Source organism: Comamonas sp. UBA7528, assembly GCF_002479375.1.
GTDB lineage: Bacteria > Pseudomonadota > Gammaproteobacteria > Burkholderiales > Burkholderiaceae_C > Comamonas.
The window spans coordinates 26,947-52,206 of the sequence record NZ_DLMU01000001.1; the positions used below are offsets into that span (position 1 = coordinate 26,947).

Consider the following 25,260-nt stretch of genomic DNA (forward strand, 5'->3'; position numbering starts at 1 on the left):
CCGCAGCGCCTGCGGCCTACGCCGCCCGCACAATGCCCACTGCTGCTGGCTGTGCAGGGGCCACCACCGGCGCCGCTTCCAGCTTGGGCGCTCCCATCTGCTTGGTTGCCGCCACACCCTCTTCACCATTGCGCTTGCTGCGGGCCGCATCGCGCTCTGCGTCCCGTTGCGCTTCCCAGTGTTCGAGTTCGGCTTCCAGCCGGCGGGCACGCTCGGCATACATGTCGGCCGAAGACTGGTAGTGCTCTGCCGCAATGGAGTGCTCCAGCATGGCCATCCGCGCTTCCTCCAGGTAGGCGCGGGTACGACGGATATAGCGCGGCTCCGTCAAGCTGCCACTGAAAATTTTGCGGAAGAACATAAGCTGGACTCCTTCACAATTTCCTAACACAAGCATACCGACAACTGCCAGAAGCGATAAGGTCCAGCATACGGTTGGCCGACCGGCTGTCTTGTCCCTTGACCGCACCTGCATTTGTAGGAACAGCCCTTACCCCACTACTGCACACAGCGTACAAACCTGAGCACGTGTTCTGTGTGACGATTTGATTGAGCAGAATTGATTGAGCCATGACCCACCAGTTGCCCTGGCTTTCGGAAAACGATGTCTTCCCCCCTGTGCAAAGCGCCTGGGGCCTGGACGATCCCCTGCCCGGCCTGCTGGCCGCCGGCGGACGGCTGGATGCCGATAACCTGCAGACTGCCTACGCGCAGGGCATCTTTCCCTGGTTCAGCGAAGGCCAGCCCGTGCTCTGGTGGTCCCCCAATCCGCGCATGGTGCTGCAGGTGGCGAATTTTCGCCTGCACCCTTCGCTGCGCAAGACACTGAAGAAATTCCGCAAAACGCCGGGCTGCGAGGTGCGCATCGACACCGCGTTCGAGCAGGTCATGCGCCACTGCGCCCAGACGGTGCGCCCCGGCCAGGACGGCACCTGGATCGTGGACCGCATCGTGGCGGCCTACACGGCGCTGCACCGCCAGGGCAAGGCCCACAGCGTGGAAACCTGGATCGACGGCCAGCTGGTGGGCGGCCTGTACTGCGTGGCACTGGGCCGCGCGGTGTTCGGCGAATCCATGTTCGCCCATGCCAGCGACGCCTCCAAGATTGCGCTGGCGGCGCTGGTCGGCCTGTGCCGCCACCAAGGCGCCACGCAGATCGATTGCCAGCAGGCCACGCGCCACCTGGCGTCGCTGGGGGCGCAGGAGATCCCCCGCAGCCTGTTCCTGATCGAGGTGGGGCGCCAGCGCAAGCAGCCGGATATGGATTGGCGGTTTCATTCCGTATACTGGGATGCCATCTTGTCGTCCTCTGTTGATTCCGCATGACGCATCCGAACGATCTTCCGCTGCACACCCTGCAGTTCTATGCCACGGCGCCATACCCGTGCAGCTATATCGAGGGCAAAGAAGCCCGTTCGCAGGTGGCCACGCCCAGCCACCTGATCCAGACCGGCATCTATTCGGAGCTGGTGGCCCAGGGTTTCCGGCGCAGCGGCATGTTCACCTACCGGCCCTACTGCCGCGGCTGCCGCGCCTGCGTACCGCTGCGGGTGCTGACCCATGAGTTCCAGCCCAACCGCAGCCAGAAGCGTGCCTGGAAGCAGCATGCCCGGCTGGAGGCCAGCATCCAGCGGCTGAGCTATTCGGCCGAGCACTACGCCCTCTACCAGCGCTACCAGCACGCCCGCCACAGCGGCGGCGGCATGGACCACGACAGCGTGGACCAGTACACCCAGTTCCTGCTGCAAAGCCGCGTCAACTCCCGCCTGGTGGAATTCCGGGAGCCCGCCGTGGGCGATGCGCCCGGCGTGCTGCGCATGGTGTCCATCCTGGATGCACTGGACGACGGCATCTCGGCCGTCTACACCTTCTACGAACCCGACGCCACCGCCAGCTATGGCACCTACAACGTGCTGTGGCAGATTGCGCAGGCGCGCAGCATGGGCCTGCCGTATCTGTATCTGGGCTACTGGATCGCACAAAGCGCCAAGATGCGCTACAAAGCACTCTTTCTGCCCCACGAGGTGCTGCACGACCAGCTGTGGGAGCGGGTCGAGACGTCACCCGAGCGACCCCACACCCCGGACTGAGCGCCGCGCACCGGCATATCTTTTGTGCGGTGCCGCAAACGCGGCATAGAATCCGCCCAACGCAGCATAACAAGAGCCCATGACCAACAAGACCGATCACGATTCCCTTGCCAAGCCCAGCGTCCAGGTGCTGGAGCGCATGTTCATCCTGATCGATGTCCTGGCCTCGCGCGAAGAAGCGGTTTCCCTGAAGGAAATCAGCGAAAAGACCGGACTGCACCCCTCCACCACCCACCGCATCCTCAACGACCTGGCCATCGGCCGCTTTGTGGACCGCCCGGAGTCGGGCAGCTACCGCCTGGGCATGCGCTTTCTGGAATTGGGCAATCTGGTCAAGGGCCGCCTGAGCGTGCGCGAAGCGGCGCTGGGCCCGATGCGCGCCCTGCACAAGCAGATCCACCAGCCGGTGAACCTGAGCGTGCGCCAGGGCGACGAGATTGTGTATGTGGAGCGCGCCTACAGCGAACGCTCGGGCATGCAGGTGGTGCGCGCCATCGGCGGTCATGCGCCACTGCACCTGACGTCCAACGGCAAGCTGTTCCTGGCGGCCGACGACCCCCAGCGCGTGCGGGCCTACGCCATGCGCACCGGTCTGGCCGGCAACACCCACAACAGCATCACCCAGCTGCATGCGCTGGAGCAGGAACTGTCCAAGGCCCGCCAATACGGCTTTGCCCGCGACAACGAAGAACTGGAGCTGGGGGTGCGCTGCATGGCCGCCGGCATCTACGACGACCAGAGCAAACTGGTGGCCGGCTTGTCGATTTCTGCCCCCGCCGACCGACTGGACGAGGGCTGGCTGCCCAAGCTGCAGCAGGCCGCGCACGATATCTCGGCCTCGCTGGGCTTCCCGGGCGACCGCCGCCGCGATCTGTAAACCGTCCCGACGTCTGGGACCTTGCCACAACGCCCTGCCCTGCAGGGCGTTGGGCTTTGAGGCCCTTGCTTTTTGCTTTTACAAAGACGGGATGGGGTGCTCAGCCCCCACCTGGTGCAGCAGTTCGCTGTAGCCGGCATAGCGCAGCACCTGGGGCAGGGCCTGCACCCGGGCATCGCCATAGCCCACACTGTGCCAGGCAAAGCGCACACCGGCCGCCTGGGCGCAGGCGGCGTCGGCATGGGTGTCGCCAAAGAACAGCGCCTCCTGCGGGGCCACGCCCAGCTGCGCCAGGGTGCGCAGCAGCGGCTCGGGCGAAGGCTTGGCCACGCCGTAGGTGTCCGATCCGGTGATGGCGCCAAAGCCTTCGGCAATGTCCAGCTGCTGCATGCCGTCGCGCGCCAGGCGTTCGAGCTTGTTGGTGCACACGCCCAGCGCCACGCCCTGCTGGCGCGCCCAGTCCAGCCACTCCAGCACGCCGTCGTACAGGCGGGCCTGGCTGGGGTTGCAGGCGGCGTAGTGGGCTTCGAACTCGGCGCGCAGCCGCACCAGATCGGTGGGTGCAGGGTAGCCGCGCTCCACGAACACGTCGCGCACCAGCTCTCCGGCGGTGCCGAACAGATTGGGCAGCTGGTAGTTCGCCGGCAGCGGGGCATGGCCGTAGTCCACCAAGGTGTCGCTGGCGGCGGCCAGAATGTCGGGCCGGCTGTCGAGCAGCGTGCCATCCAGATCGAAGACCCAGGCCTTCACCTGGTGCCACTGCACGGGCCATTGCGGCATGGACATGGGCAGCGCCCCTCCTGTCATGGGTTGAAAACATGGGCGGACGCGGGCGCTGGCCCCCACCGCCGGTGGGCAGCGCGCCGCCACGCATCCATGGTCAATTTTGCACTGCAACATGACGCCCGCGTGGCAGTGCCACCCATACCCGCGCGCGGCACTGCGGTGCTGGTGCACCCTCAGCGGTAAGTCAGACGTGGCGCTTGCTGGCGCCGGCCGCCGGGGGGCGGACTTCTTCCAGCGGCGCATCGGCCTGGGCGTGCAGCGCTTCGATGATGTGGCAGTGGGCGTCGCTGCCGTCGCAACGCTCGCGCAGCGCCAGCAGCTCCTGCTCCAGGATCTGCAGCTCGTGCAGGCGCTCGCGCACATGCTGCAGGTGGCCGTTGACCGTGGCGTTGGCCGCCGAACAGTCTTCCTTGCTGTTCAGGTCCAGCGCCAGCAGGGTGCGCACCTCGTCCAGCGACATGTCCAGCGCACGGCACATGCGGATGAAGCGCAGCCGGTGCAGATCGGCATCGGTGAAGAAGCGGTAGTCGTTTTCGGCACGGCCGCTGGGCCGCACCAGGCCTTCGCGCTCGTAATAGCGGATGTTGGCGGCCGAGACACCGGACAGCCGCGCGGCCTCACCAATACGATACTGGGACATGCTTGACCTTGAAGTGGGTTTCAGGTTTCCAATCATCGCATGAGCAAGAACCACCCGCGCCACGAAGAGGCCTATGTCCACAGCTGCGGCTGCGGAGGCGGCAGCTGCGCCCCCCAGCCCTTTCCCTCCATCCCCCCACAGGGCGCAGCGCGCCCCGCCCGGCATGACCATGACCATGACCACGGCGAGCATGCGGACCACGACCACGACCACCGCCACGACGGCCACCACGGCGAGAGCGGCACGGATGCCGCTGCCGACGCCCATGCCGGCCACGACCACGGCGTGCTGCCGGGCTGGCCGCGCATTGCCGCGGCACTGGTGCTGGCCGTGCTGGCCGAGGCCGCGCACTGGGGCGAAGCCCTGCACGCCTGGCTGGGCTATGGCGGCATGGCCCTGGCCGTAGTGGCCATCGGCCTGTCGGGCCTGGGGGTGTACAAGGCGGGGCTGAAAGACCTGGCACGCTTCAGGCTGGGCATCCACGCGCTGATGGCCGTGGCGGTGACCGGCGCCTTTCTGATCGGCCAGTGGCCTGAGGCCGCCATGGTCATGGCCTTGTACGCCGCCGCCGAACGCATTGAAGACCAGGCCATGGACCGCGCCCGCCAGGCCATACGCAACCTGCTGCAGCTGGCGCCGGAAACCGCCGATGTGCTGCAGCCCGACGGCGGTGTGGCCGCCACCCCCGTGGCCCGTGTGGCCCTGGGTGCGCGGGTGCGCATTGCCCCCGGCGCCCGCGTGCCACTGGACGGCAGCGTGGTGCAGGGCGAGAGCAGCGTCAACCAGGCGCCCATCACCGGTGAGAGTGCGCTGGCCGACAAGGCCCCGGGTGATGCCCTGTTTGCCGGCAGCGTGAACCAGCACGGACAGCTGACCATGGAAGTGACGGCGCCCGCCACCGACAGCCTGCTGGCGCGCATCGTCCACGCCGTGGAGCAGGCCCAGGCCACACGCGCACCCACGCAGCGCTTTGTGGACCGCTTTGCCCAGGTCTACACCCCCATCGTGCTGGTGCTGGCGGTGCTGCTGGCGGTGCTGGCGCCCTGGCTGTTGGGCTGGACCTGGCACAACGCCCTCTACCAGGCGCTGGCCCTGCTGGTGATTGCCTGTCCTTGCGCGCTGGTGCTGTCCACGCCCGTCACCGTGGTCAGCGCGCTGACCGCCGCGGCGCAGCGCGGCATCCTGATGAAAGGTGGCCGTTCGCTGGAAACCGCACGCCTGCTGCGCGCCATTGCGCTGGACAAGACCGGCACGCTGACCAGCGGCAGTCCGGCCCTGGTGCACTGGCAGGCCGTCGATGCCGCCGCCTCCCAGCCCGGCGATCTGGCCCGCACCGCCTGGCAACTGGCCAGTGGTTCAGACCACCCGGTCTCGCGGGCGATTGCCGCCGGCCTGCCCGCCGGCACGGGCGCCGATGCGGTGCAGGCGCTGCAGGCCCTGCCCGGCCGGGGCGTGCAGGCCCACATCGACGGCCAGCGCTGGACCCTGGCCAATCTGCGCTGGGCGCGCGAGCAGTCCCTGTCCACCCCGGCGCAGGAAGCCGTGCTGGAGGCGCAGGAGGCCCAGGGCCGTACCGTGACCCTGCTGGCCGACGACCAGGCCGTGCGCGCCCTGTTTGCCGTGGCCGATCCGCTGCGGCCCCAGGCGGCCGAAGCCGTAGCCCAGCTGCAGGCCCTGGGCGTGGCGCCCGTGGTGCTGAGCGGCGACAACCAGGCCACGGTGCAGACCATTGCCGCCGAGGTCGGCATTGCCGATGCGCGCGGCGGCCTGCTGCCCCAGGACAAACTGGACGCCATGGCCGTGCTGCAGCGCGAGGTGGGCCCCACCGGCATGACGGGCGACGGCATCAACGACGCACCGGCCCTGGCCCAGTCGGACCTGGGCTTTGCCATGGGCGGGCGCCACAGCACCGGCATGGCGATGGAAACGGCCGATGTGGTGCTGATGAACGATGACCTGCGCCGCATTCCCGAGACCATCCGCCTCTCGCGCAAGTCGCATACCGTGCTGTGGCAGAACATTGGCCTGGCCCTGGGCATCAAGGCCGCGTTCTTTGCCCTGGCCGTGGCCGGCATGGCCACCATGTGGATGGCCGTGGTCGCCGACATGGGCGTGAGCCTGCTGGTGGTGGCCAACGGCCTGCGGCTGCGCCGCTGGCGCGGTTGATGGGGTGGACAGGTTCCTGCATGGGCGGCGGCCCGCGCTGTCGCCCCCAGGCCACGGCCGCGGTGGCCGCGCTGCGTTTTGCATGAAAACTGCGTGCAGCGGCAGCTAAACTTTTGCGAATCGCTATCCATCACATAGCAACCAATCTGACCCGAAAAGCTGCGGTACAGCCGCTTTTCGGGCCGCTGTCCGCCCGCTCTCCCTGGCCCCCGCCCTGCTGCTGCAGTCCGGGGGCTTTGTGTGTTCCACGCCGCCGGGGCCATCCGGCGGTACGGCGCAGGGCCGACGGCGGCCCTGGCCCGGTTGGCTGCGCTGTTGTTTCACACTGCCTCTGCCATGCCCGCGCCACGCCCTGCCACGGCCTCCGTGACACCAACCATTCCCGCTCCGCCCACGCCGGCCGTGCCCCACACGCTGGTGGAAGACGCTGCCGCGCTGTTCACCGGCTGCACGCTGATTTCCGTGGGCATTGCCCTGTGCTCGGGTGCCAAGCTGCTGACCGGCGGCATGGTGGGCCTGGCCTTTGTGCTGCACTACGCCACCGACCTGCCCATAGGCCAGCTGTTCTTTGCGCTGAACCTGCCGTTCTACTGGCTGGCCTGGAAGAAGATGGGCCGGGCCTTCACCCTCAAGACCTTTGCCGCCGTGCTGCTGCTGTCGCTGCTGACCGATCTGCAGCCCCATGTGATGCAGCTGGGCCCGCTGCACCCGCTGTACGCGGCCATTGCGGGCGGCCTGCTGCTGGGTGTGGGCATGCTGGTGCTGTTCCGCCACCGGGGCAGCCTGGGCGGCATCGGCATTGCGGCGCTCTACCTGCAGGACCGCTACGGCTGGCGCGCCGGCAAGGTGCAGATGGCGCTGGACTGCCTGATCCTGCTGGCCGCCTGCGTGACGGTGGAGCCCTCGCGCGTGGGCTGGTCCATCGTGGCCGCCATCACGCTGAACCTGGCACTGACCATGAACCACCGTCCGGGGCGCTACCAGGTGGTGTGAGCCGGAACGGTCGCACAGTGGGGATTGGCGGCCCTGACGTGAAGGCGGCGGCTGTGGGACAAGCCGCAACAAAGCCCGATTGTCAGCAGGGTGGTTGCGTTATCAAATAAGAATTATTATCATTCGCACAACTCAACCGTTTCGGGATCCCACCATGCACACCCAGCCCGCTCTGCGCACCACTTCTTCCGCCACCTCCATCCTGCCCGTGGCCGCGTCCCCGGCCCATATGCAGCTGGACAGCGCCGAGCTGCTGCAAGGCCAGAAGGCCGTCACCATCGTGCACAACGGCTCCACCTATCGCCTGCAGGCCACCAAGCTGGGCAAGCTGATCCTGACCAAGTAAGCCGACGGTCCGCCCCCCTGGCTGGATCCGGCCTGCCGCACCGGGCACCACGCCCCATTTTTGCCGTGCGGCCCGCGCCCACCGCCCCGATCACCCCGACCGTGGAACTTCCCGACGCGGGCGGTATCATTCCCTGCATGCGCCGCATGCTGTCCTTTTTCCTGGTGGTTCTGCTGGCCCTGCGGGGTCTGGCGGGCGATGCCATGGCCATGGGCACCTTGCCGGCCATGGGTGCCAGCGCTGCGGCCGTGCACCACAGCATGCCGGGCATGGACCACGGCTCCTCCTCCGCCTCCCTGTCTTCCCCCATTTCCAGCGCCGCGCAGGCGGATTCCCCTGGCACGGCGCATGGGCACCACGCTGCGCATGCAGAAGGGGATACAGTGGCGCCCCCTGGCGGCGCCGACCTGCATGCCACGCTGACAGCGGCGGACCGGTGTGCGGCCCCGGGCGCGCAGTCTGTTTCCAGCTGCGAGCACAGCCATGGCGCGCCCTGCGCCGCCTGTGTGGTCTGCCATTCGGCCGTCTCGCCCATGTCGCTGCCCCTGGCCGCGAACGACACCCCGCCCCACGCACAGCCCGTGGGCGGCGCTGCACGCTTTGCCAGTGCCCAGCCGCTGCAGGCATCCAAACCCCCCATCTCCTGAGACCTGACGCCCGAAGTGCGTCCGCAGCCGCGCGGTGGCCTTGTGCACACCGCCCGGCAGGACGCCGTGTTTGTCACGTTGCAGGAGACTTTGCATGCGCTTTGCGCACTCTTTCACCCCCTGGTGTGTGGCGGTTGCCGCACTGACCACTTTGTCCCCCGGCGTCTGGGCCCAGACCGTCCCGCCCGCCCCTGCGGATCGCGCTGGCACAACCCCGGGCGCTGTGGCGCCCCCGCCTTCCCCCCTGCCGGACTGGCTGCAACCCACGGCCCCCAGCCGGCCGCTGCAGCACCAGCCCCTGCCCGCCAGCGGCGGTGTGGAGCAGGCCAGCACGCCCTGGCAGGCCGCCAATGCCGCCGTTGCCCAGTTTCCGCGCGGCCATGCCGATGTGCTGCAGCGGGAAAAAGCCCAGGCGGGCAGCATGCCCGCCGGGTCTGCCCACCACCAGCACGCCCCGGCTGCGCCCACTGCAGCACCTGCGGCAGGTGACCACCACGGCCACCACCACGGAGGCCAGCCATGAGCCCGCGTCTGACTCGCCTCACCCCGCTGCTGACCGCCCTGGTGCTGGCCGGCTGCGCCAGCGTGGCGCCGGACGGTCAGCGCAGCGCTGTCACGGCCCATACGGAAAACCGCCTGCCCGTCGGCAGCCAACTGGCCGACCCCGCCCCCCAGGCCCGTGCCGCTGCCCGTGCGCAGATGGCGGCCTGGCTGCAGCAGCCGGTGGACGCCGACACCGCCGTGCGCATCGCCCTGCTCAACAGCCCGGCCCTGGAAGCCCAGGTGGCCGCGCTGGGTGTGCAGGATGCCCAGCGCGTACAGGCGCTGACCCTGCCCAACCCCACGCTCACGCTGGGCCGCTTTGTCAACGCTCAGGAACGCGAGATCGAGCGCCAGCTCAGCTTTGGCCTGGTCAGCCTGATCACCCTGCCCTGGCGTGCCCGCTGGCAGGGCTGGCAGCTGGAACAGGCCACGCTGACCACCGCCCAGCAGGTGCTGCTGCATGCCGCCGACACGCGCCGCGCCTGGCTGCGCGCCGTGGCCGCGCAGCAGCAGTTGCACACGGCGCAGACCCTGCACGAAGCCGCTGCCGCCGGTGGCGAGCTGGCCCGGCGCATGGCGCGCGTGGGCAACTTCAGCAAGCTGGAGCAGGCCCAGGAGCTGCGCGCGCAGCAGGACGCCGCCGCCAACCTGGCCCGCGCCCGCCTGAATGCCGCGCTGGAGCGCGAGCAACTGGCCCGGCTGATGGGCCTGTGGGGCACGCAGGCCGACTTTGTGCTGCCGGCCACTTTGCCGGCGCTGCCCGCAGTCGCCGCGCTGCGCGCCGGCGACGATGCCGAAGCCACGGCCCTGCGCGAGCGCCTGGACCTGCGTGCCCTGCGCCGCGAGCTGGACACCACGGCCGAACGCAATGGCTTCGCCCGCGTAGGGGCGGTGTTCGGTGATATCGGCGCCAGCTACAGCCGCAACACCAGCACCGAACGCGCCAGCGGCCATGACGACATCACGCGCGGCTGGGAGCTGGAGCTGCCGCTGCCGCTGTTCGACTGGGGCGGTGCGGCCAGCGCAGGCGCCCGCTCCGCCCTGCAGCGCAATGCCGCGCAGCTGCGTGAGACCGCGCTGCGCGCCCGCAGCGAGGCCCGCAGCCACTGGCTGCGCTACCGCACGGCCTATGACCTGGCCCTGCAGCAGCAGAGCGAAGCCGTGCCGCTGGCGCAGTTCATGCAGGACGAAGCCGTGTACCGCTACAACGGCATGTTCATCAGCGTCTGGCAGCTGCTGGCACAGGCCCGCAGCACCGCCCAGGCGGTGGCCACCGCCACCGAGGCCCAGCGCGATTTCTGGCTGGCCGATGTGGACCTGCAGCTGGCGCTGACGGGCACCTCGCCCGGAACCCCACCCTCCCCCGTCCCCCCCAGCGCAGCGCCTGCTGCCACCACCGAGGCAGGCCACTGATATGCAACGCCGATCCTTTTTCACTGGTGCCGCCACAGCCGTGGCCGCCGCTTCCGTCAGCCGCGTGGCCATGGCCACGCTGCCCGAGCCCGTGATCCAGGCCAGCGCCGACACCGCTGCGCCGCTCACACCCCCCAACGGCCGCCCCTACCACCCGGTGGTCACGCTCAACGGCTGGACCTGCCCCTGGCGCATGAACGCCGGGGTCAAGGAATTCCACCTGGTGGCAGAGCCCGTGGTGCGCGAAGTGGCGCCCGGCTTTTTCGTCAACATGTGGGGCTACAACGGCCAGTCCCCGGGGCCGACCATCGAGGTGGTGGAAGGCGACCGGGTGCGCATCTTTGTCACCAACCGCCTGCCCGAGCACACCACCGTCCACTGGCACGGCCAGCGCCTGCCCAACGGCATGGACGGTGTGGCCGGCCTGAACCAGCCGGCCATCCCGCCCGGCAAGACCTTTGTCTACGAGTTCGAGGCGCGCCGCCCCGGCACCTTCATGTACCACCCGCATGCGGATGAAATGGTGCAGATGGCCATGGGCATGATGGGCCTGTGGATCACCCACCCCAAGGCCCGGCATCCGCTGATTGCCGAGGTGCAGCGCGACTACGCTTTTCTGCTGGCCTCCTACGCGGTGGAGCCCGGCGCCGCCACACCCCGGGTCAACGAGATGACGGATTTCAATATCTGGACCTTCAACAGCCGCGCCTTCCCGGCGATCAGCCCGCTGGTGGCCAGGCTGGGGGACCGGGTGCGCATCCGCGTGGGCAATCTGACCATGACCAACCACCCCATCCACCTGCACGGCCACGAGTTCGAAGTGACCGGCACCGATGGCGGCCCCGTGCCGCAGACGGCGCGCTGGCCGGAGGTGACCACCGATGTGGCCGTGGGCCAGATGCGCCAGCTGGAGCTGGTGGCCGATGCCCCGGGCGACTGGTCGCTGCACTGCCACAAGAGCCACCACACCATGGGAGCGATGGGGCATGGTGTGCCCACCATGATCGGTGTCGACCACCAGGGTCTGGTGGGCAAGATCCAGAAGATCGTGCCCGACTACATGCTGATGGGCGAGCGCGGCATGGGCGACATGGGATCCATGCAGATGCCGCTGCCCGACAACACCTTCCCGATGATGACGGGCCAGGGGCCGTTCGGGAACATCGAGATGGGCGGCATGTTCACCACCTTCAAGGTGCGCAGCCAGCTGGGGGCCAACGACTACCGCGACCCGGGCTGGTACCGCTACCCCAAGGGCACGGTGGCCTATGAATGGCAGGGCGCCCCGCTGGATGCCCAGGCCCCGCGCCAGACCGCACCGGGCACGGCCCCCGGTGCTGCCACCGTGCACAAACCGGAATCCCTGCCCCCGGCGGCAGGCCATGCGCATTGAAAGGAACACCACCCATGAAGACATTTCCCTGCATGGCGGCCCTGGTACTGGCCGCCAGCGCGGCTGCAGGCGCCTTCCCGGCCTGGGCCCACGGCACGGACGCCCATGCGGCGCCCGATGCCAGCCGCCCCGCCCCCAGCCCGGTGCAGAAAGACTGGGGCCTGCCCGGCGAAGGCCAGCATGCCCGGCGCACCATCACCCTGGCCATGACGGATGACATGCGCTTCACGCCCGACCACTTCCAGGTGAAGCGGGGCGAAACCGTGCGCCTGCGCGTGGTCAACCAGGGCCAGGTGATGCACGAAGCGGTGCTGGGCACCCGGGCCTCGCTGGACATGCATGCCCAGATGATGCTAAGTACCCCGGCATGGAGCACGCCGAGCCCTATATGGCCCATGTGGCCCCGGGCCAGACCGAAGAGCTGGTCTGGAACTTCAACCGCGCAGGCAGCTTTGACTTTGCCTGCCTGATTGCCGGCCACTACCAGGCCGGCATGCAAGGCCGTTTCACGGTCACCGAATAACCCTCTCGACAAAGGACACACCATGCATACCACTACTACCACCAGCACCACCCGCCGCCACGCCCTGGGCCTGCTGGCCGCCGCTGCCGGTCTGGCCAGCCTGCCCGCACTGGCTGCCTCACCCGCCAGGACGCCGATGGAAGTCTGGAAAGACCCGAACTGCGGCTGCTGCAAGGACTGGATCGCGCTGATGGAAAAAGCCGGCTTTGCCGTGACCGTGCACGACAGCGGCAACAGCGCCGTGCGCGCCAAGCTGGGCCTGCCGCAGAACCTGGGCTCCTGCCACACCGCGCTGGTGGGCGGCTACCTGGTCGAAGGCCATGTGCCTGCGGCCGATGTGTTCAAGCTGCTCAAGGACAAGCCCAAGGCGCTGGGCATCACCGTCCCCGGCATGCCCGTGGGCAGCCCCGGCATGGACGGCCCCGAATACGGCGGCCGCAAGGACCCGTTCGATGTGCTGCTGGTCACCCAGAACCTGATGGGCAGCGGCGTCGGCACCCGCGTTTTCTCCAGCTACCGTTGATGCACCCAGGACCTGCCATGTTCTTCTCCCCCTCCACTTTCCTTCCCAGCCGCACACCGGCCCTGGGCGCTGCGCTGCTGATTCTGGGCCTGGCCTGGGGCAACGCCCAGGCCCAGGGTGCGGCGGCGCCCATGGACCACAGCCAGCATGGCGCCCACAGCGCGGTGGCGGCTGATGCCCCTGCAGCAGCGACCGACACTTCCTCGCTGCTGACCTCCGGTGAAATCACCCGGGTCGATGCCCGCAGCGCCCGACTCACCATCCGCCACGGCGATATCACCAATCTGGGCATGCCCGCCATGACCATGGTGTTTGTGCTCCAGGACCGCACGCAGCTGGCGCAGTTCAAACCGGGCGACCAGGTGCGCTTTCACGCGGAAGACTCCCAGGGCCAGTTGCTGATCACCCACATCGAAGCCGCGCACTGAACCGCACCGCGCGGTCGGTGGGCCCGCAGGGGCCAGCGCCGGCGACCGCACTGCGCGGGTGCATGGAGACGCTGCGGCAGGGGGACAGGCATGCGCAAGCCGCAAGCCGCCCCGGGCTGCGGTACATCAAGACCGGCCCACACCGGGAAATAAATCAGGCTGGGTCCGCCCATCTTGCCGGGAAGGTGACAGGCGGGCGCCTACACTTGGCGCCCGCATGCATACCCTGGATCAATTAGAAAGTGGCGCGCTGGCCGGCGCGCGCGAGGTGAGGCTCTGCAACCAGGGTCTGACTGTCTTCCCACCGGCCCTGTTCGCCCTTGCCGACACCCTGGAACTGCTGGACCTGTCCGGCAACCAGCTGAGCTCCCTGCCCGCCGAATTCGCGCGCTTTGCGCGGCTGCGGGTGCTGTTTGCCTCCCACAACCCCTTCACCCAGCTGCCACCCGTGCTGGGCCAGTTGCCGGAGCTGGAGATGGTGGGCTTTCGGGCCTGCCGGATTGCCGACGTGCCGCCGCACAGCCTGCCTGCGCGCCTGCGCTGGCTGATCCTGACCGACAACTGCCTCACCAGCGTGCCCGACGCGCTGGGCGAGCGCCCGCGCCTGCAGAAGCTGATGCTGTCCTGCAACCGGCTGACCGCCCTGCCCGCCAGCCTGGTGCGCTGCAACCGGCTGGAGCTGCTGCGCATGGCCAGCAACCGCTTCACCGCCGTGCCCGAGGTGCTGCTGCAGCTGCCCCAGCTGTCCTGGCCGGCGCTGGCCGGCAACCCGCTGACCCAGGCCAGCGAGCAGCAGCTGCATGCCAGCGCTGCAGCCAAGGCCCTGTCCTTTGCGGACCTGGAGGTGGGTGCGCTGCTGGGCGAAGGCGCCAGCGGCCATATCTACCGCGCCCGCAATACGTGCAGCGGGACCGCGCTGGCCCTCAAGGTCTTCAAGGCTGCCCACACCAGCGACGGCACCCCACAGTCCGAAATGGCGGCGGGCATGGCGGTGGCGCCCCACCCCCAGTTGCTGACCCCGTTGGCGGCCGTCAGCGGCCTGCCCCAGGGCCAGCTGGCCATGGCCCTGCCGCTGCTGCCCGAGGGCATGCAGCCGCTGGCCGGCCCGCCCAGCCTGCGCAGCTGCACGCGCGATGTCTATGCGCCCGGCCTGCCGCTGTCGCCCGGTGCGGCGCAGCACATCCTGGCGCAGATCAGCGGCGCCGTGCGCCACCTGCACTACAGCGGCGTGCTGCATGGCGATCTGTACGCGCACAACATCCTGTGGAACCCGCAGACCGGTGACGCCATGCTCAGCGACCTGGGCGCCGCACTGTTGACGCGGGGCCTGCCGACCGCCCAGGTGCGGGCGCTGCAGCAGATCGAGCTGCGCGCGCTCCATATCCTGCGCGACGAGCTCTACGCCATAGCGCGCTGACAGCAGCGAGAACGGCTTTCCGGCCCCGATCCGACGGCCCGCGCAGCGCGTTGCGGTGCGCCGGAAGACGGACTGGCTCAGTGCTGTGGCTGGGTGGTGCGGGCTACAGTAGCAGACGCTGACCGTCTACATCCAGCGTCGATGTCTGGCGAGCGCTGGATGGGTACGCCGTGCAGCAAATGTTCCCAGCCCAGCTCGAGCGTGAACGCCATTGAATCATTGACCCGCTTGCGCAGGGCGTTCAGCCAGCGCCAGCTGCATTCCGTCAGCAAGATGGCCTGGGGGTAGGCATTGCCATGCACTTTCCAGTGCGCGTGGATGGCGGTGATGATCTGATCGTACATACGCACATATCGGACATGGCGGAGCACGGTACGCCGCCGCCCGTGCCCGCACCGGCGGCATCACCAAGGCAGCACCACCCATGCAAAAAGGGACCGCATCGCGGTCCCTGGTGTACTTTGGCAAGCGCCTTGCGGCAGGGCTTACTGCAGGAAGCCGGGCTTGGCGTAGCCGGCGAACTTGCTGTCGACCACGGCCTTGAATTCGGCGGAGCGGTAGGCTTCGGCCAGGTCCTTGGCCCACTGGGCGTCCTTGTCCTTGGTCTTCACGGCCACGATGTTCAGGTAGTGGTTGGGCACTTTTTCCAGCAGCACGGCTTCGGTCAGCTTCAGGCCGGAGGAGATGGCGAAGTTGCCGTTGATGATGGCGAACTGTGCGTCATCCAGAGCGCGCGGCAGGTGGGCGGCGTCCAGCGGCACCAGCTTGATCTTCTTGGGATTGGAAGCCAGGTCCAGCTCCGACACGCGCAGCGGGTTCACGCCTTCCTTGATCTTGACCAGACCGGCCTGCTGCAGCAGCAGGATGCCGCGGGCCAGGTTGCTGGGGTCGTTGGGCAGGGCCACGCGGTCGCCTTCCTTCAGGTCGGCCAGGCTCTTGCGCTGCTTGCTGTACACGCCCATGGGAGCGATGGGGCCCTGGGTCAGCGCCACCAGGTCCAGCTTGCGGTCACCCTTGAACTGGTTGAAGTAGACCTCGTGCTGGAAGAAGTTGGCGTCCAGCGAACCATCGGCCAGGGCCAGGTTGGGCTGCACGTAGTCATTGAACTCCACCAGCTTGACCTTGTAGCCCTTCTTCTGCAGCTGGGGCACGATACCGTACTGCAGCTGGTCGATGTTGGAGCCGGCCGTGCCGCCAATCACCAGCTGCTTCTTGCTGGCGTCCTGGGCCAGCGCCGGGGCCGACAGGCCGACCGAGGCGGCAGCCAGCACGGCAGCGGCCAGGATGGAACGGCGGGTGGTGAACAAACGGGACATGGTGGCTTCTCCTGGGATCTCTCTGGCCGTCTTGCGGCGCGGGTCTTGAAAAACGGTCTGTCTGTGCAGGCGGCACGGGCGTCGGGGGCTGGTTCAGCGCCCGCTTCTGTCACGAAGGAAACCGGTGGTGCCGGCCTGCTGCAAACGTCTGGCGGCAGTATCCCCAGAGTCGCTTCAATCTCCAACCAATAAAAATTCCAATCCTTATTCAATTATTCATATGAAGACTGGCGCAGCAGTCCTGCCGGCGCGTCCATTGGACCGGCCGACTGCGTCCCCCGGTAGCGCGCGCCCATAAAAAAACCCGGCCGAGGCCGGGTAGGTCCAGCAGGGCAGACACAAGGTCTGCAACTGCTTAGAAGCGGTGGCGGATGCCCACAGCCAGGCTGGTGCCGGACTTCAGACCGGTGAAGCGGTCGTTCATGACCACGCCGTACACATCGGTGCGCTTGGACAGGTTGTGGTCGTAGCCCACGGTGGTGGTGGTGTGCTTGCCGTCCCAGGCGCCGGTGTCCATCTTGGTGTGGGCCACGGCGGCCTTGATGGTGCCAGCCTTGGAGACGGGGATGTCCAGACCCAGCGAAGCGGTCTTGCCTTCGTAGTTGTCGTTGTCCTTGGTCTTGGACTGGCCGTAGGTGCCGTACAGCTTGACCACGCCGAAGTCGTAGGAGCTGCCCAGCATCCAGTTTTGCTTGGTGCCATCGGCCAGCAGGCCGGCGCCGGGGTTGTTGACCTGTGCGCGCTCGTAGAAGCCGGTCAGCATCAGGCCGCCGGTGCGGTAGGTGGCGTTCACGCCCACGTTCTTCTTGCTGTTGGCCGTGGCCACTTCACCGAACTGGTAGGCCACGTTGATGGTCAGGCCGCCGATGTCGGGCGTGGTGTAGCGGATCTGGTTGCTCCAGCCGGTGTCCGACGGGGTGGTGCTGTAGTTCACGCCGCCGTTGTAGAAGGACACGTTCTCGTGCAGGATCAGCGGCGAGACTTCGAACGAGTCGCCGAACGGGTTGGCAAACACGGAAGGCAGGAAGTTGGGGGCCGAAGTGCGGCCCAGCAGCAGCTGACCGAAGCCACCCGACAGGCTGACGTTCGCGTCACGGGCAAAGTAGGTGTCGCCAGGGAAGCGGCCCTTGGAGCCGTCATCGCCCTGGAAGAAAGCGCCCAGCATGAAGCCGGCCTTCAGGCCGCCGCCCAGGTCTTCCGTGCCCTGCACGCCCCACCAGGAGGTGGACATACCGCCGGAATCGACCACGCTCTTGCGTTCCGAACCTGCCATCTTCATGGAGCCGACATACATGTCGACCAGGCCGGTCAGTTGGACATTGCTTTGTGCGTGGGCTGCACCCAGGCATGCCAGCGCAGCGCCGAAGGCGATGAGAGTTTTTTTCATGTTGTTTCCTTGTGACAATGCGGCGATTCTCTGCTGTGTGCACAGAGCGCGTCACCATGCAAGAGGCTGGAGCCTGCTTTTTTTGCCCTGAGCGGGAAAATTGAAGCAAAAAAGCAACAATTCACGGCCAAAGCACTGACAATGCCGCCGCTTTCGCACCAGCTTGGTGCAAATCACCGAGCGACAAACTCGCGCAGATTCCCCCCTCGCAGCACCCTTTGCGCCCCCTTGTCGCCGCCTGTCTGCCCCTCTCCGCCCTGTTCAAACACCGGCAGCGCCACACCGCCAGCGCTCCCTGTCCCCTGCCCCTGCTACCGGCATCGCGCCGCCCAAAGCAAAGGGACTGCCCTGCAGTCCCTTGTTGGTGCCTGGTGTCAGGCCGCAGTCTGCGGCCCGTGCAGCGGCTTACTGCAGGAAGGCCGGCTTGGCGTAGCCGGCAAACTGGCTGTCCACCACGGCCTTGAACTCGGCCGAGCGGTAGGCCGCAGCCAGGTCCTTGGCCCACTGGCTGGTTTCGTTGCCGGTCTTCACGGCCACCACGTTCAGGTACTGATCGGGGGTCTTTTCCAGCACCACGGCGTCGTTCAGCTTCAGGCCGGACGAGATGGCGAAGTTGCCGTTGACCACCACGTAGTCGGCGTCTTCCAGCACGCGCGGCAGCTGGGCGGCTTCCAGCGGCAGGAACTTGAGCTTGTGCGGGTTGGCCGCCAGGTCCAGCTCCGAGATACGGGCGGGGTTCACGCCCGGCTTGACCTGCACCAGACCAGCCTGCTGCAGCACCAGCAGCGCGCGGGCCAGGTTGCTGGGGTCGTTGGGCAGGGCCACCTTGGCGCCGTTCTGGATGCCTTGCAGCGACTTGTGCTTCTTGCTGTACACGCCCATCGGGGCCACAGGGCCCTGGACGATGGCGCTCAGCGCCAGCTTGCGGTCGGCGGTGAACTGGTCAAAGTAGGCGCGGTGCTGGAAGAAGTTGGCGTCCAGCGAGCCGTCGCTCAGCGCCAGATTGGGCTGCACATAGTCGTTGAACTCCACCAGCTTGATCTGGTAGCCCTTCTTCTGCATCTGGGGCAGGATGCCTTTTTGCAGCAGATCGTAGTTGGAGCCGGCGGTGGCACCGATCAGCAGCTTCTTCTTGGCGGCGTCCTGCGCCAGCGCGGGCGTGCCCAGTGCGGCCACCAGGGCCAGGGTGGAAGCGGCCAGCACGGCGCGGCGGGAAACAAAGCGGGAAGTCATGGGGAAAACTCGCAAAAGAGAGAATGGGGGGAGAGAATCCGGGCCACCGGACAGTGGCGTTCGCCCTTCAGTATGGCGCCACCATGGGTAAACCCTAGAGATAAAAAAGCTATTTGTTTATCACCCAGACCATATAAACCTGGCCAACGCCCCACCGGAGTCTGCCTGTGACCACTTCCTTCCCCGCCGCCCCTGCACTGCCCGCCGCCATCCGCAAGCTGCTGCAGCATCCCGGCCACATCGCCCGGGTGCAAGGCATCAGCGTGGGGCACCACACCGATACCCGCCGGCCCACCGGCTGCTCCGTGGTGCTGTGTCCGCAGGGTGCAGTGGGCGGGGTGGATGTGCGCGGCGCCGCCCCCGGCACCCGCGAGACGGATCTGCTGGCACCCTCCAACCTGGTGCAGCAGGTGCATGGCATCACCCTGGCGGGCGGCAGTGCCTGGGGGCTGGATGCAGCCAGCGGCACGGTGCGCTGGCTGGAGGCCCAGGGCGCCGGGCTGGACATTGGCGTGGGCCGCATTCCACTGGTGCCCGCGGCCGTGCTGTTCGATGTGCTGCTGGGGGACATGTCCATCCGCCCCGATGCCGCCGCCGGCTACGCGGCCTGCCAGGCGGCCAGCCGCGAGCGCCCGGCCGAAGGCAGCGTGGGCGCTGGCGCCGGTGCCGTGGTGGGCAAGATCTTTGGCTTTGCAAGAGCCATGAAAGGCGGCATCGGTACGGCCAGCTTCACCGTCGATGGCGTGACCGTGGGGGCCCTGGTGGCATGCAACGCATTGGGTGATGTCTACCACCCCACCACCGGTGAACTGCTGGCCGGTGCACGCACGGCCGATGGCGCCCGGCTGCTGTGCGCGCGCGATGCCCTGCTGCGCGGCGACAGCCCGCAGACCATTCTGGCCGGCAGCAACACCACCATCGGCGTGGTGGCCACCGATGCCCGCATCACCAAGCCCCAGGCCCAGCGCCTGGCCACCGTGGCCCACGACGGCCTGGCGCGCGCCATCAATCCGGTGCACACCATGAGCGACGGCGACACCCTGTTTGCCCTGGGCACGGGCCAGTCCGGCAAAACACTGGGGCTGATGACGCTGTTCACCCTGGCCGCCGAAGCCGTGGCCGTGGCCACCGCCCGCGCCATTCTGCTGGCCCAGGCGGTGGAGGTGCCCGGGCAGGCCAGGCTGCCGAGCTGGAGCGATTGGCAATCCCCGACCCCGTAGCGGCAGCGGGACCGGGCAGGGGCTGCGGCATGCAACCGGCGCCGCATGCAACCGCGCTCCGGGGCCCCTGTAGCCCGGATGCCCGGTGATGCCTGGGGGGGCCTCAGTCCACCTTGGCGCCCGAGGCCTTGACCACCGGCGCCCAGTTGCTGACTTCCGAACGGATGAAGCTGCTGAACTGGGCCGGCGTGTTGTGTTCGGCCACCGCGCCCAGCTTGGCATAGGCTTCCTTGACCTCAGGCTTGTCAAAGGCGGCGTTCATGGCCTTGTTCAGCTTGTCCACGATGTCCTTGGGCGTGCCCTTGGGCGCAATCAGACCGAACCAACTGCTCACATCGAACGGCGCCACGCCGCTTTCCTCCATGGTGGGCAGGTCCGGCGCCGAGGGCGAGCGGGTCTTGGTGGTCACCGCCAGCGCGCGCAGCTTGCCGCCCTGCACCTGGGGCCAGGAAGACGGCATGTTGTCGAACATGAACTGCACCTGGCCGCCCATCAGGTCGGTGAGCGCCGGTGCGCTGCCCTTGTAGGGTACGTGCTGGGTCTGCAGGCCGGTGCGGACCTTGAACAGCTCGCCCGCCATGTGGATGGAGGTGCCGCTGCCCGATGAGGCATAGGACACCTTGTCGTTGTTGGCCTTGGCCCAGGCAATCAGTTCCTTCACATTCTTGGCCGGCACATTGGGTGTGACCACCAGCACATTGGGCACCTTAGCGCCCAGGGCCACGGCCTCGAAGTCGCGGTTCAGGTCGAACTTCACATTGGGGTACAGCGTCTGGTTGATGGCGCTGGTCACAGCCACAAACAGCAGGGTGTAGCCATCGGCCGGGGCGGCGGCCACCAAGTCGGTGGCGATGTTGCTGCCACCGCCGGGCTTGTTGTCCACCATGAAGGTCTGGCCCAGCGCCTGTGTCAGCTCCTTGGCCATGATGCGCGCCACCACGTCGGTGGTGCCGCCGGCCGAAAAGCCCACCACCACGCGCACGGGCTTGTTCGGGTAGGCGGTCTGCGCGCCGGCACCCAGCGCGCAGGTGGCCAGCAAGGCGGCTGCGGCGCGGGCAACGCCGCGGCGTGTCAGGGGCAGGGAAGAAAAAACGGGCATGGGAGAGTCTCCGGAAGATGCTGCAACGGTGCGGCCTGGCTGGGTGTTGCCCCCGCCTGGGCCGCGGTACCCCGCGAATCTAGGCGGCCTGCGCCTTCCGTGGCACTGGGATTTGCCCCTGCGCCGGCAGCGCCCGGTCGCGCCAGCGACAGGGGGCGACCACGCCGCCCCTCGCGGCGTGTGCACGGGCTGCCGGCCATTGCTGCGTCCATCCCCCATGAAAAAAGGCTCCCGAAGGAGCCTTTTTGCTGCACCGCAAGAATTACTTGAGGGCCTTGAAGCGGAAGCGCTTGGGCTGTGCGCCCTCTTCGCCCAGGCGCTTCTTTTTGTCGGCTTCGTACTCCTGGTAGTTGCCGTCGAAGAACACCCATTGCGAATCGCCCTCGGCGGCCAGGATGTGGGTGGCGATACGGTCCAGGAACCAGCGATCGTGGGAGATCACCATCACGGTGCCCGCGTATTCCAGCAGCGCGTCTTCCAGGGCACGCAGGGTTTCCACGTCCAGGTCGTTCGACGGTTCGTCCAGCAGCAGCACGTTGCCGCCCTGGATCAGGGTCTTGGCGAGGTGCAGACGGCCGCGCTCACCACCGGAGAGGTTGCCGACCTTCTTTTGCTGGTCCTGGCCGTTGAAGTTGAAGCGGCCGGCGTAGGCGCGCGAGGCCATGGTGAACTTGCCGACGTTGATCATGTCCAGACCGCCGGAGATGTCTTCCCACACGGTCTTGTCGTTGGCCAGCGCATCGCGGTGCTGGTCAACGAAGGCCATCTTCACGGTCTGGCCGATGTCCACGGTGCCGGAATCGGGTTGTTCCTTGCCCGCGATCAGCTTGAACAGCGTCGACTTACCGGCGCCGTTGGGGCCGATGATGCCGACGATGGCGCCCGCAGGCACGTTCATGGACAGGTTATCGATCAGCAGACGGTCACCAAAGGCCTTGGAGACGTTGTTGAATTCGATGACCTTGGAGCCCAGACGCTCGGCCACAGGAATGAAGATTTCCTGGGTTTCGTTGCGCTGTTGGTATTCGTAATCGCTCAGTTCCTCGAAGCGGGCGATACGGGCCTTGGATTTGGCCTGGCGGCCCTTGGCGTTCTGGCGCACCCATTCCAGTTCCTTCTTCAAGGCCTTGGCGCGGGCTTCCTCACCCTTTTGTTCGGCTTCCAGGCGGTTGCCCTTCTGGATCAGCCAATCGGAGTAGTTGCCCTTGTAGGGGATGCCGTGGCCACGGTCGAGTTCCAGAATCCACTCGGCGGCGTTGTCCAGGAAGTAGCGATCGTGGGTGATGGCCACCACGGTGCCGCTGAAGCGGTGCAGGAAATGCTCCAGCCATTCCACGGATTCGGCATCCAAGTGGTTGGTGGGTTCGTCGAGCAGCAGCATGTCGGGCTTGGACAGCAGCAGCTGGCACAGGGCCACGCGGCGCTTTTCACCGCCGGAGAGCTGGCCGACCACGGCGTCCCATGCGGGCAGGCGCAGCGCGTCGGCGGCGATTTCCAGCTGGTGCTCGGAATCGGTGCCGGCGGCGGCGATGACGGCTTCCAGCTCGCCCTGCTCCTTGGCCAGGGCGTCGAAGTCGGCATCTTCCTCGGCATAGGCGGCATACACCTCTTCCAGGCGGGCCTTGGCGTTGTTCACCTCGGCCATGGCTTCTTCCACGGCCTGGCGCACGGTGTGCTCAGGGTTCAGCTGGGGTTCCTGGGGCAGGTAGCCGATCGACAGGCCGGCCATCGGGATGGCTTCGCCTTCGATTTCCTTGTCCACGCCAGCCATGATCTTGAGCAGCGAGGACTTGCCGGAGCCGTTCAGGCCCAGCACGCCGATCTTGGCGCCGGGGAAGAAGCTGAGGGAGATGTCCTTCAAGATCTGCCGCTTCGGCGGCACGGTCTTGGTGACATGGTTCATCGAAAAGACGTATTGGGCCATGGATGCTTACGAAAAAATTCTGGGTTTTGGTGAGAAATCTGGGCAACCGGAGGCTGCCGACCAACCATGATTATCGACGCATGCGACAATATGCATAGCCAAGAGCTCCAGTTGCCCTTGGCATCAGCATTTCAGCTGGGGACGACGGACGCTGCTCCAGGCTCCCATTCCTTGAAATCATCTGCCTAAGACTGGCCCGGCAACCAACGCAGGTTGCCCCGACAGGCTGATACCCAGCGCCCCGGACGGGCGTATCGACAAGAATGACATTTGAAGAACTGAACCTGGCACCCGCCATTGTCAAGGCCGTGCTCGAACAGGGTTACGAAAACCCGACACCTATCCAGGCACAAGCGATTCCCGCCGTGCTGACCGGCAAGGATCTGCTGGCTGGCGCCCAGACTGGCACCGGCAAGACGGCTGCCTTTTCGCTGCCCATGCTGCACCGCCTCACGCAAGGCGGCACCCAGGCCCCGGCCGGTGGCATCCGCGCTCTGGTGCTCTCGCCCACCCGCGAGCTGGCTGCCCAGATCAACGAAAACCTCATCAGCTACGCCAAGTACCTGGATGTGACCTCCACCGTCATCTTCGGCGGCGTGGGCATGAAGCCCCAGGTGGATCGCATCCGCAAGGGCGTGGACATTCTGGTGGCCACCCCCGGCCGTCTGCTGGATCTGCAGCAGCAAGGTCTGGTGGACCTGTCCCGGGTCGAAATCCTGGTGCTGGACGAAGCCGACCGCATGCTCGACATGGGCTTTATCCATGACGTGAAAAAGGTCTTGGCCCTGGTGCCCAAGGACAAGCAAAGCCTGCTGTTCTCCGCCACCTTCAGCGACGAGATCCGCGAGCTGGCCAACAGCCTGCTGAAGAACCCGCAGTCCATCCAGGTCACGCCAAGCAACACCACGGTGCAGCGCATCACCCAGGTGATCCACCCCGTGGGCCGCGGCAAGAAGAAGGAAGTGCTGCTGCACATCATCAAGGAGCACAACTGGAGCCAGGTGCTGGTGTTCACCCGCACCAAGTTCGGCGCCAACAATGTGGCCGATTACCTGACCAAGCACGGCATCAGCGCCATGGCGCTGCACGGCAACAAGAGCCAGAGCGCCCGTACCCAGGCACTGGCCGGCTTCAAGACCGGTGAGCTGCGCGCCCTGGTGGCCACCGACATCGCAGCCCGCGGCATCGACATCGACGAGCTGCCGCACGTCGTGAACTACGAAATCCCCAACGTCCCTGAAGACTACGTGCACCGCATCGGCCGTACCGGCCGCGCCGGCCGCGAAGGCCATGCCGTCAGCCTGGTGTGCATGGATGAAGAAGGCTTCATGATGGAGATCGAGCGCTTCACCAAGCAGGAGATCCCGGTGCAGGTGCTCGAAGGCTTTGGCCCCGAGGCCAACGAGCAGGCCGAACCCATCGCCATGGGCCGCCAGACCATCTGGGGCGGCGCCGGCAAGCCTCCCAGCCGCGACGTGATGCAGGCCGCCGCCAAGGCTGCGCGCCAGGAAATGATGGACCGCATCCGCACCAACAAGGTGGCCCAGGGCGGCGACCGTGCCGCCGGCAAGGGCAAGGGCCCCCGTCCCGCCGCAGCAGGCGGCCAGGGTGCGGCAGCGTCGGAAGACGGTCAGCGCCGCCAGGGCCACAGCAGCGGCAGCAACCGCCGCGGCAACGACCAGGCCCGCGCACCACGTCCGGAGTTCGCCGGTGATGCCGACGCCCAGCAGCGCCGCAGCGGCCAGGGCTTCAATCGCTCGCGCCAGCGCCCCTCGCGTGACAACCCGCGTGCCGATGCACCGCGCAGCGATTTCCCCCGCGATGAGCAGCCACGCGCGCCGCGCAGCCAGCCCCAGCGCCAGACCCGCGACGGCTACGAAGGCCCGAGCCGTTTTGACGACCAACCCCCTCGCGCCAATGCCCACCTGGGCACCCATGTGGGCGTGATCCGCAATGCCGCTCCCCGCAGCAATGGCGGCGCCGGCGGCAATGGCGGTCAGCCTGACCCGATGCGCACCAGCGTGGACAGCATGGCTGACCGCGGTCGCCGTGGCGGCTTCGGCGGTGGCAACCGCCGTGGCGGTAACGGTGGCAATGGCGGCGGCAACAGCGGCGGCTTTGGCGGTGGTGGCAACCGCCGTGGCGGTGGCGGCGGCTACAACCGCTGACCCCGCCCACCTGCAGGCCTGGCACCTGCAGGTTTTCGAACTGCAGCAGCGCGCCCTGCGCTGACACACGGACTCCCCACGCTGCAGCTAGCATTGCCCCTGCGCCGCCCGCATGCCCTTGCGGCTGC

General features: G+C 67.4%; 25 protein-coding genes and 1 pseudogene. 17 read left to right on the plus strand and 9 right to left on the minus strand.

Annotated elements, in window-relative coordinates; genetic code table 11:
- Positions 1–16: 16 nt before the first annotated feature.
- Positions 17–361 (minus strand): hypothetical protein, encoded by a 345-nt coding sequence (locus B3349_RS00145; RefSeq protein ID WP_066533432.1) that lies wholly within the window; start codon positions 359–361, stop codon positions 17–19.
- Between the two features lie 209 nt (positions 362–570).
- Between B3349_RS00145 and aat the strand changes: the two genes are divergently transcribed.
- The 3 genes from aat to B3349_RS00160 all read left to right on the plus strand — a co-directional run bounded on the left by aat (position 571) and on the right by B3349_RS00160 (position 2,967).
- Positions 571–1,326: a leucyl/phenylalanyl-tRNA--protein transferase gene (gene aat / locus B3349_RS00150; RefSeq protein ID WP_291585340.1), complete on the plus strand. Its 756-nt coding sequence runs from the start codon at positions 571–573 to the stop codon at positions 1,324–1,326.
- Complete coding sequence (locus tag B3349_RS00155; protein ID WP_291585342.1) at positions 1,323–2,090, plus strand: arginyltransferase; 768 nt, start codon at positions 1,323–1,325, stop codon at positions 2,088–2,090. The genes aat and B3349_RS00155 overlap by 4 nt, the downstream gene beginning before the upstream one ends.
- Before the next feature lie 79 nt (positions 2,091–2,169).
- Positions 2,170–2,967, plus strand: a complete 798-nt coding sequence (locus B3349_RS00160; protein ID WP_291585344.1) for an IclR family transcriptional regulator — start codon at positions 2,170–2,172, stop codon at positions 2,965–2,967.
- 78 nt (positions 2,968–3,045) lie between these two features.
- Here B3349_RS00160 and B3349_RS00165 read toward each other — a convergent pair whose 3' ends face one another.
- Both B3349_RS00165 and B3349_RS00170 read right to left on the minus strand, forming a co-directional pair.
- Entirely contained in the window at positions 3,046–3,753 is a 708-nt protein-coding gene (locus tag B3349_RS00165; protein ID WP_291585346.1) for an HAD family hydrolase, read from the minus strand.
- 184 nt (positions 3,754–3,937) lie between these two features.
- Positions 3,938–4,393 (minus strand): Cd(II)/Pb(II)-responsive transcriptional regulator, encoded by a 456-nt coding sequence (locus B3349_RS00170; protein ID WP_291585348.1) that lies wholly within the window; start codon positions 4,391–4,393, stop codon positions 3,938–3,940.
- Between the two features lie 39 nt (positions 4,394–4,432).
- Here B3349_RS00170 and B3349_RS00175 point away from each other — a divergent pair, with 39 nt between their 5' ends.
- The 11 genes and pseudogenes from B3349_RS00175 to B3349_RS00225 all read left to right on the plus strand — a co-directional run bounded on the left by B3349_RS00175 (position 4,433) and on the right by B3349_RS00225 (position 14,785).
- Entirely contained in the window at positions 4,433–6,559 is a 2,127-nt protein-coding gene (locus B3349_RS00175) for a heavy metal translocating P-type ATPase (RefSeq protein WP_291585350.1), read from the plus strand.
- Positions 6,560–6,895: 336 nt separating this feature from the next.
- Complete coding sequence (locus B3349_RS00180) at positions 6,896–7,552, plus strand: DUF6198 family protein (RefSeq protein ID WP_291585352.1); 657 nt, start codon at positions 6,896–6,898, stop codon at positions 7,550–7,552.
- A 154-nt stretch (positions 7,553–7,706) separates the two neighbouring features.
- Complete coding sequence (gene hemP / locus B3349_RS00185; RefSeq protein WP_291585354.1) at positions 7,707–7,898, plus strand: hemin uptake protein HemP; 192 nt, start codon at positions 7,707–7,709, stop codon at positions 7,896–7,898.
- A 101-nt stretch (positions 7,899–7,999) separates the two neighbouring features.
- Positions 8,000–8,545: a hypothetical protein gene (locus B3349_RS00190; RefSeq protein ID WP_291585355.1), complete on the plus strand. Its 546-nt coding sequence runs from the start codon at positions 8,000–8,002 to the stop codon at positions 8,543–8,545.
- 94 nt (positions 8,546–8,639) lie between these two features.
- Positions 8,640–9,068 carry a hypothetical protein gene (locus B3349_RS00195; RefSeq protein ID WP_291585357.1) on the plus strand — a complete coding sequence of 143 codons (429 nt, stop codon included), beginning with the start codon at positions 8,640–8,642 and terminating at the stop codon, positions 9,066–9,068.
- Entirely contained in the window at positions 9,065–10,501 is a 1,437-nt protein-coding gene (locus B3349_RS00200) for a TolC family protein (RefSeq protein WP_291585359.1), read from the plus strand. Before B3349_RS00195 ends, B3349_RS00200 begins: the two co-directional genes overlap by 4 nt.
- Before the next feature lies 1 nt (position 10,502).
- A complete protein-coding gene (locus tag B3349_RS00205; protein WP_291585361.1) occupies positions 10,503–11,894 on the plus strand; it encodes a multicopper oxidase family protein in 1,392 nt (463 codons plus the stop codon).
- 14 nt (positions 11,895–11,908) lie between these two features.
- A pseudogene (locus B3349_RS00210) lies at positions 11,909–12,417 on the plus strand (cupredoxin domain-containing protein).
- Between the two features lie 22 nt (positions 12,418–12,439).
- Positions 12,440–12,940 (plus strand): DUF411 domain-containing protein, encoded by a 501-nt coding sequence (locus B3349_RS00215; protein WP_291585363.1) that lies wholly within the window; start codon positions 12,440–12,442, stop codon positions 12,938–12,940.
- A 17-nt stretch (positions 12,941–12,957) separates the two neighbouring features.
- Positions 12,958–13,368, plus strand: coding sequence for a copper-binding protein (locus tag B3349_RS00220; protein WP_291585365.1), 411 nt, complete (start codon positions 12,958–12,960; stop codon positions 13,366–13,368).
- A 217-nt stretch (positions 13,369–13,585) separates the two neighbouring features.
- Positions 13,586–14,785 carry a leucine-rich repeat-containing protein kinase family protein gene (locus B3349_RS00225; RefSeq protein ID WP_291585368.1) on the plus strand — a complete coding sequence of 400 codons (1,200 nt, stop codon included), beginning with the start codon at positions 13,586–13,588 and terminating at the stop codon, positions 14,783–14,785.
- A gap of 77 nt (positions 14,786–14,862) precedes the next feature.
- Here the strand turns inward: B3349_RS00225 and B3349_RS00230 are convergent, their stop codons facing one another.
- From B3349_RS00230 to B3349_RS00245, 4 genes are all read right to left on the minus strand, one after another.
- Positions 14,863–15,129, minus strand: coding sequence for a hypothetical protein (locus tag B3349_RS00230; RefSeq protein ID WP_291585370.1), 267 nt, complete (start codon positions 15,127–15,129; stop codon positions 14,863–14,865).
- A 141-nt stretch (positions 15,130–15,270) separates the two neighbouring features.
- Entirely contained in the window at positions 15,271–16,101 is an 831-nt protein-coding gene (locus tag B3349_RS00235) for a MetQ/NlpA family ABC transporter substrate-binding protein (protein ID WP_291585372.1), read from the minus strand.
- 355 nt (positions 16,102–16,456) lie between these two features.
- On the minus strand, positions 16,457–17,488 hold the full coding sequence (locus B3349_RS00240; RefSeq protein WP_291585374.1) for a porin: 1,032 nt from the start codon (positions 17,486–17,488) through the stop codon (positions 16,457–16,459).
- A 405-nt stretch (positions 17,489–17,893) separates the two neighbouring features.
- Positions 17,894–18,721, minus strand: a complete 828-nt coding sequence (locus tag B3349_RS00245) for a MetQ/NlpA family ABC transporter substrate-binding protein (RefSeq protein WP_291585376.1) — start codon at positions 18,719–18,721, stop codon at positions 17,894–17,896.
- 197 nt (positions 18,722–18,918) lie between these two features.
- Here B3349_RS00245 and B3349_RS00250 point away from each other — a divergent pair, with 197 nt between their 5' ends.
- Entirely contained in the window at positions 18,919–19,941 is a 1,023-nt protein-coding gene (locus tag B3349_RS00250; RefSeq protein ID WP_414646832.1) for a P1 family peptidase, read from the plus strand.
- Between the two features lie 103 nt (positions 19,942–20,044).
- Here the strand turns inward: B3349_RS00250 and B3349_RS00255 are convergent, their stop codons facing one another.
- Together B3349_RS00255 and ettA are read right to left on the minus strand one after the other, a co-directional pair.
- A complete protein-coding gene (locus tag B3349_RS00255) occupies positions 20,045–21,040 on the minus strand; it encodes a Bug family tripartite tricarboxylate transporter substrate binding protein (RefSeq protein ID WP_291585378.1) in 996 nt (331 codons plus the stop codon).
- 262 nt (positions 21,041–21,302) lie between these two features.
- The gene (gene ettA, locus B3349_RS00260; RefSeq protein WP_291585899.1) at positions 21,303–22,943 is read right to left on the minus strand and encodes an energy-dependent translational throttle protein EttA; all 1,641 of its coding nucleotides are present in this window, start codon (positions 22,941–22,943) and stop codon (positions 21,303–21,305) included.
- Between ettA and B3349_RS00265 the strand changes: the two genes are divergently transcribed.
- Complete coding sequence (locus B3349_RS00265) at positions 22,891–23,034, plus strand: hypothetical protein (RefSeq protein ID WP_291585916.1); 144 nt, start codon at positions 22,891–22,893, stop codon at positions 23,032–23,034. The two genes, ettA and B3349_RS00265, sit on opposite strands and share 53 nt — an antisense overlap.
- Before the next feature lie 193 nt (positions 23,035–23,227).
- Positions 23,228–25,132, plus strand: coding sequence for a DEAD/DEAH box helicase (locus B3349_RS00270; RefSeq protein ID WP_291585380.1), 1,905 nt, complete (start codon positions 23,228–23,230; stop codon positions 25,130–25,132).
- Positions 25,133–25,260 lie beyond the last annotated feature (128 nt).

Bases quoted from the DNA above. Each gene is read 5' to 3' on its own strand.
- B3349_RS00215 (WP_291585363.1), top strand. From the start codon at position 12,440: ATGCATACCACTACTACCACCAGCACCACCCGCCGCCACGCCCTGGGC.
- B3349_RS00265 (WP_291585916.1), top strand. From the start codon at position 22,891: ATGTCCTTCAAGATCTGCCGCTTCGGCGGCACGGTCTTGGTGACATGG.
- ettA (WP_291585899.1), bottom strand. From the start codon at position 22,943: ATGAACCATGTCACCAAGACCGTGCCGCCGAAGCGGCAGATCTTGAAG.
- B3349_RS00225 (WP_291585368.1), top strand. From the start codon at position 13,586: ATGCATACCCTGGATCAATTAGAAAGTGGCGCGCTGGCCGGCGCGCGC.
- B3349_RS00205 (WP_291585361.1), top strand. From the start codon at position 10,503: ATGCAACGCCGATCCTTTTTCACTGGTGCCGCCACAGCCGTGGCCGCC.
- B3349_RS00230 (WP_291585370.1), bottom strand. From the start codon at position 15,129: ATGTACGATCAGATCATCACCGCCATCCACGCGCACTGGAAAGTGCAT.
- B3349_RS00145 (WP_066533432.1), bottom strand. From the start codon at position 361: ATGTTCTTCCGCAAAATTTTCAGTGGCAGCTTGACGGAGCCGCGCTAT.
- B3349_RS00235 (WP_291585372.1), bottom strand. From the start codon at position 16,101: ATGTCCCGTTTGTTCACCACCCGCCGTTCCATCCTGGCCGCTGCCGTG.
- B3349_RS00240 (WP_291585374.1), bottom strand. From the start codon at position 17,488: ATGAAAAAAACTCTCATCGCCTTCGGCGCTGCGCTGGCATGCCTGGGT.
- B3349_RS00220 (WP_291585365.1), top strand. From the start codon at position 12,958: ATGTTCTTCTCCCCCTCCACTTTCCTTCCCAGCCGCACACCGGCCCTG.
- hemP (WP_291585354.1), top strand. From the start codon at position 7,707: ATGCACACCCAGCCCGCTCTGCGCACCACTTCTTCCGCCACCTCCATC.
- B3349_RS00195 (WP_291585357.1), top strand. From the start codon at position 8,640: ATGCGCTTTGCGCACTCTTTCACCCCCTGGTGTGTGGCGGTTGCCGCA.
- B3349_RS00200 (WP_291585359.1), top strand. From the start codon at position 9,065: ATGAGCCCGCGTCTGACTCGCCTCACCCCGCTGCTGACCGCCCTGGTG.
- B3349_RS00160 (WP_291585344.1), top strand. From the start codon at position 2,170: ATGACCAACAAGACCGATCACGATTCCCTTGCCAAGCCCAGCGTCCAG.
- B3349_RS00180 (WP_291585352.1), top strand. From the start codon at position 6,896: ATGCCCGCGCCACGCCCTGCCACGGCCTCCGTGACACCAACCATTCCC.
- B3349_RS00245 (WP_291585376.1), bottom strand. From the start codon at position 18,721: ATGACTTCCCGCTTTGTTTCCCGCCGCGCCGTGCTGGCCGCTTCCACC.
- B3349_RS00170 (WP_291585348.1), bottom strand. From the start codon at position 4,393: ATGTCCCAGTATCGTATTGGTGAGGCCGCGCGGCTGTCCGGTGTCTCG.
- B3349_RS00175 (WP_291585350.1), top strand. From the start codon at position 4,433: ATGAGCAAGAACCACCCGCGCCACGAAGAGGCCTATGTCCACAGCTGC.
- B3349_RS00155 (WP_291585342.1), top strand. From the start codon at position 1,323: ATGACGCATCCGAACGATCTTCCGCTGCACACCCTGCAGTTCTATGCC.
- aat (WP_291585340.1), top strand. From the start codon at position 571: ATGACCCACCAGTTGCCCTGGCTTTCGGAAAACGATGTCTTCCCCCCT.
- B3349_RS00165 (WP_291585346.1), bottom strand. From the start codon at position 3,753: ATGTCCATGCCGCAATGGCCCGTGCAGTGGCACCAGGTGAAGGCCTGG.
- B3349_RS00255 (WP_291585378.1), bottom strand. From the start codon at position 21,040: ATGCCCGTTTTTTCTTCCCTGCCCCTGACACGCCGCGGCGTTGCCCGC.
- B3349_RS00270 (WP_291585380.1), top strand. From the start codon at position 23,228: ATGACATTTGAAGAACTGAACCTGGCACCCGCCATTGTCAAGGCCGTG.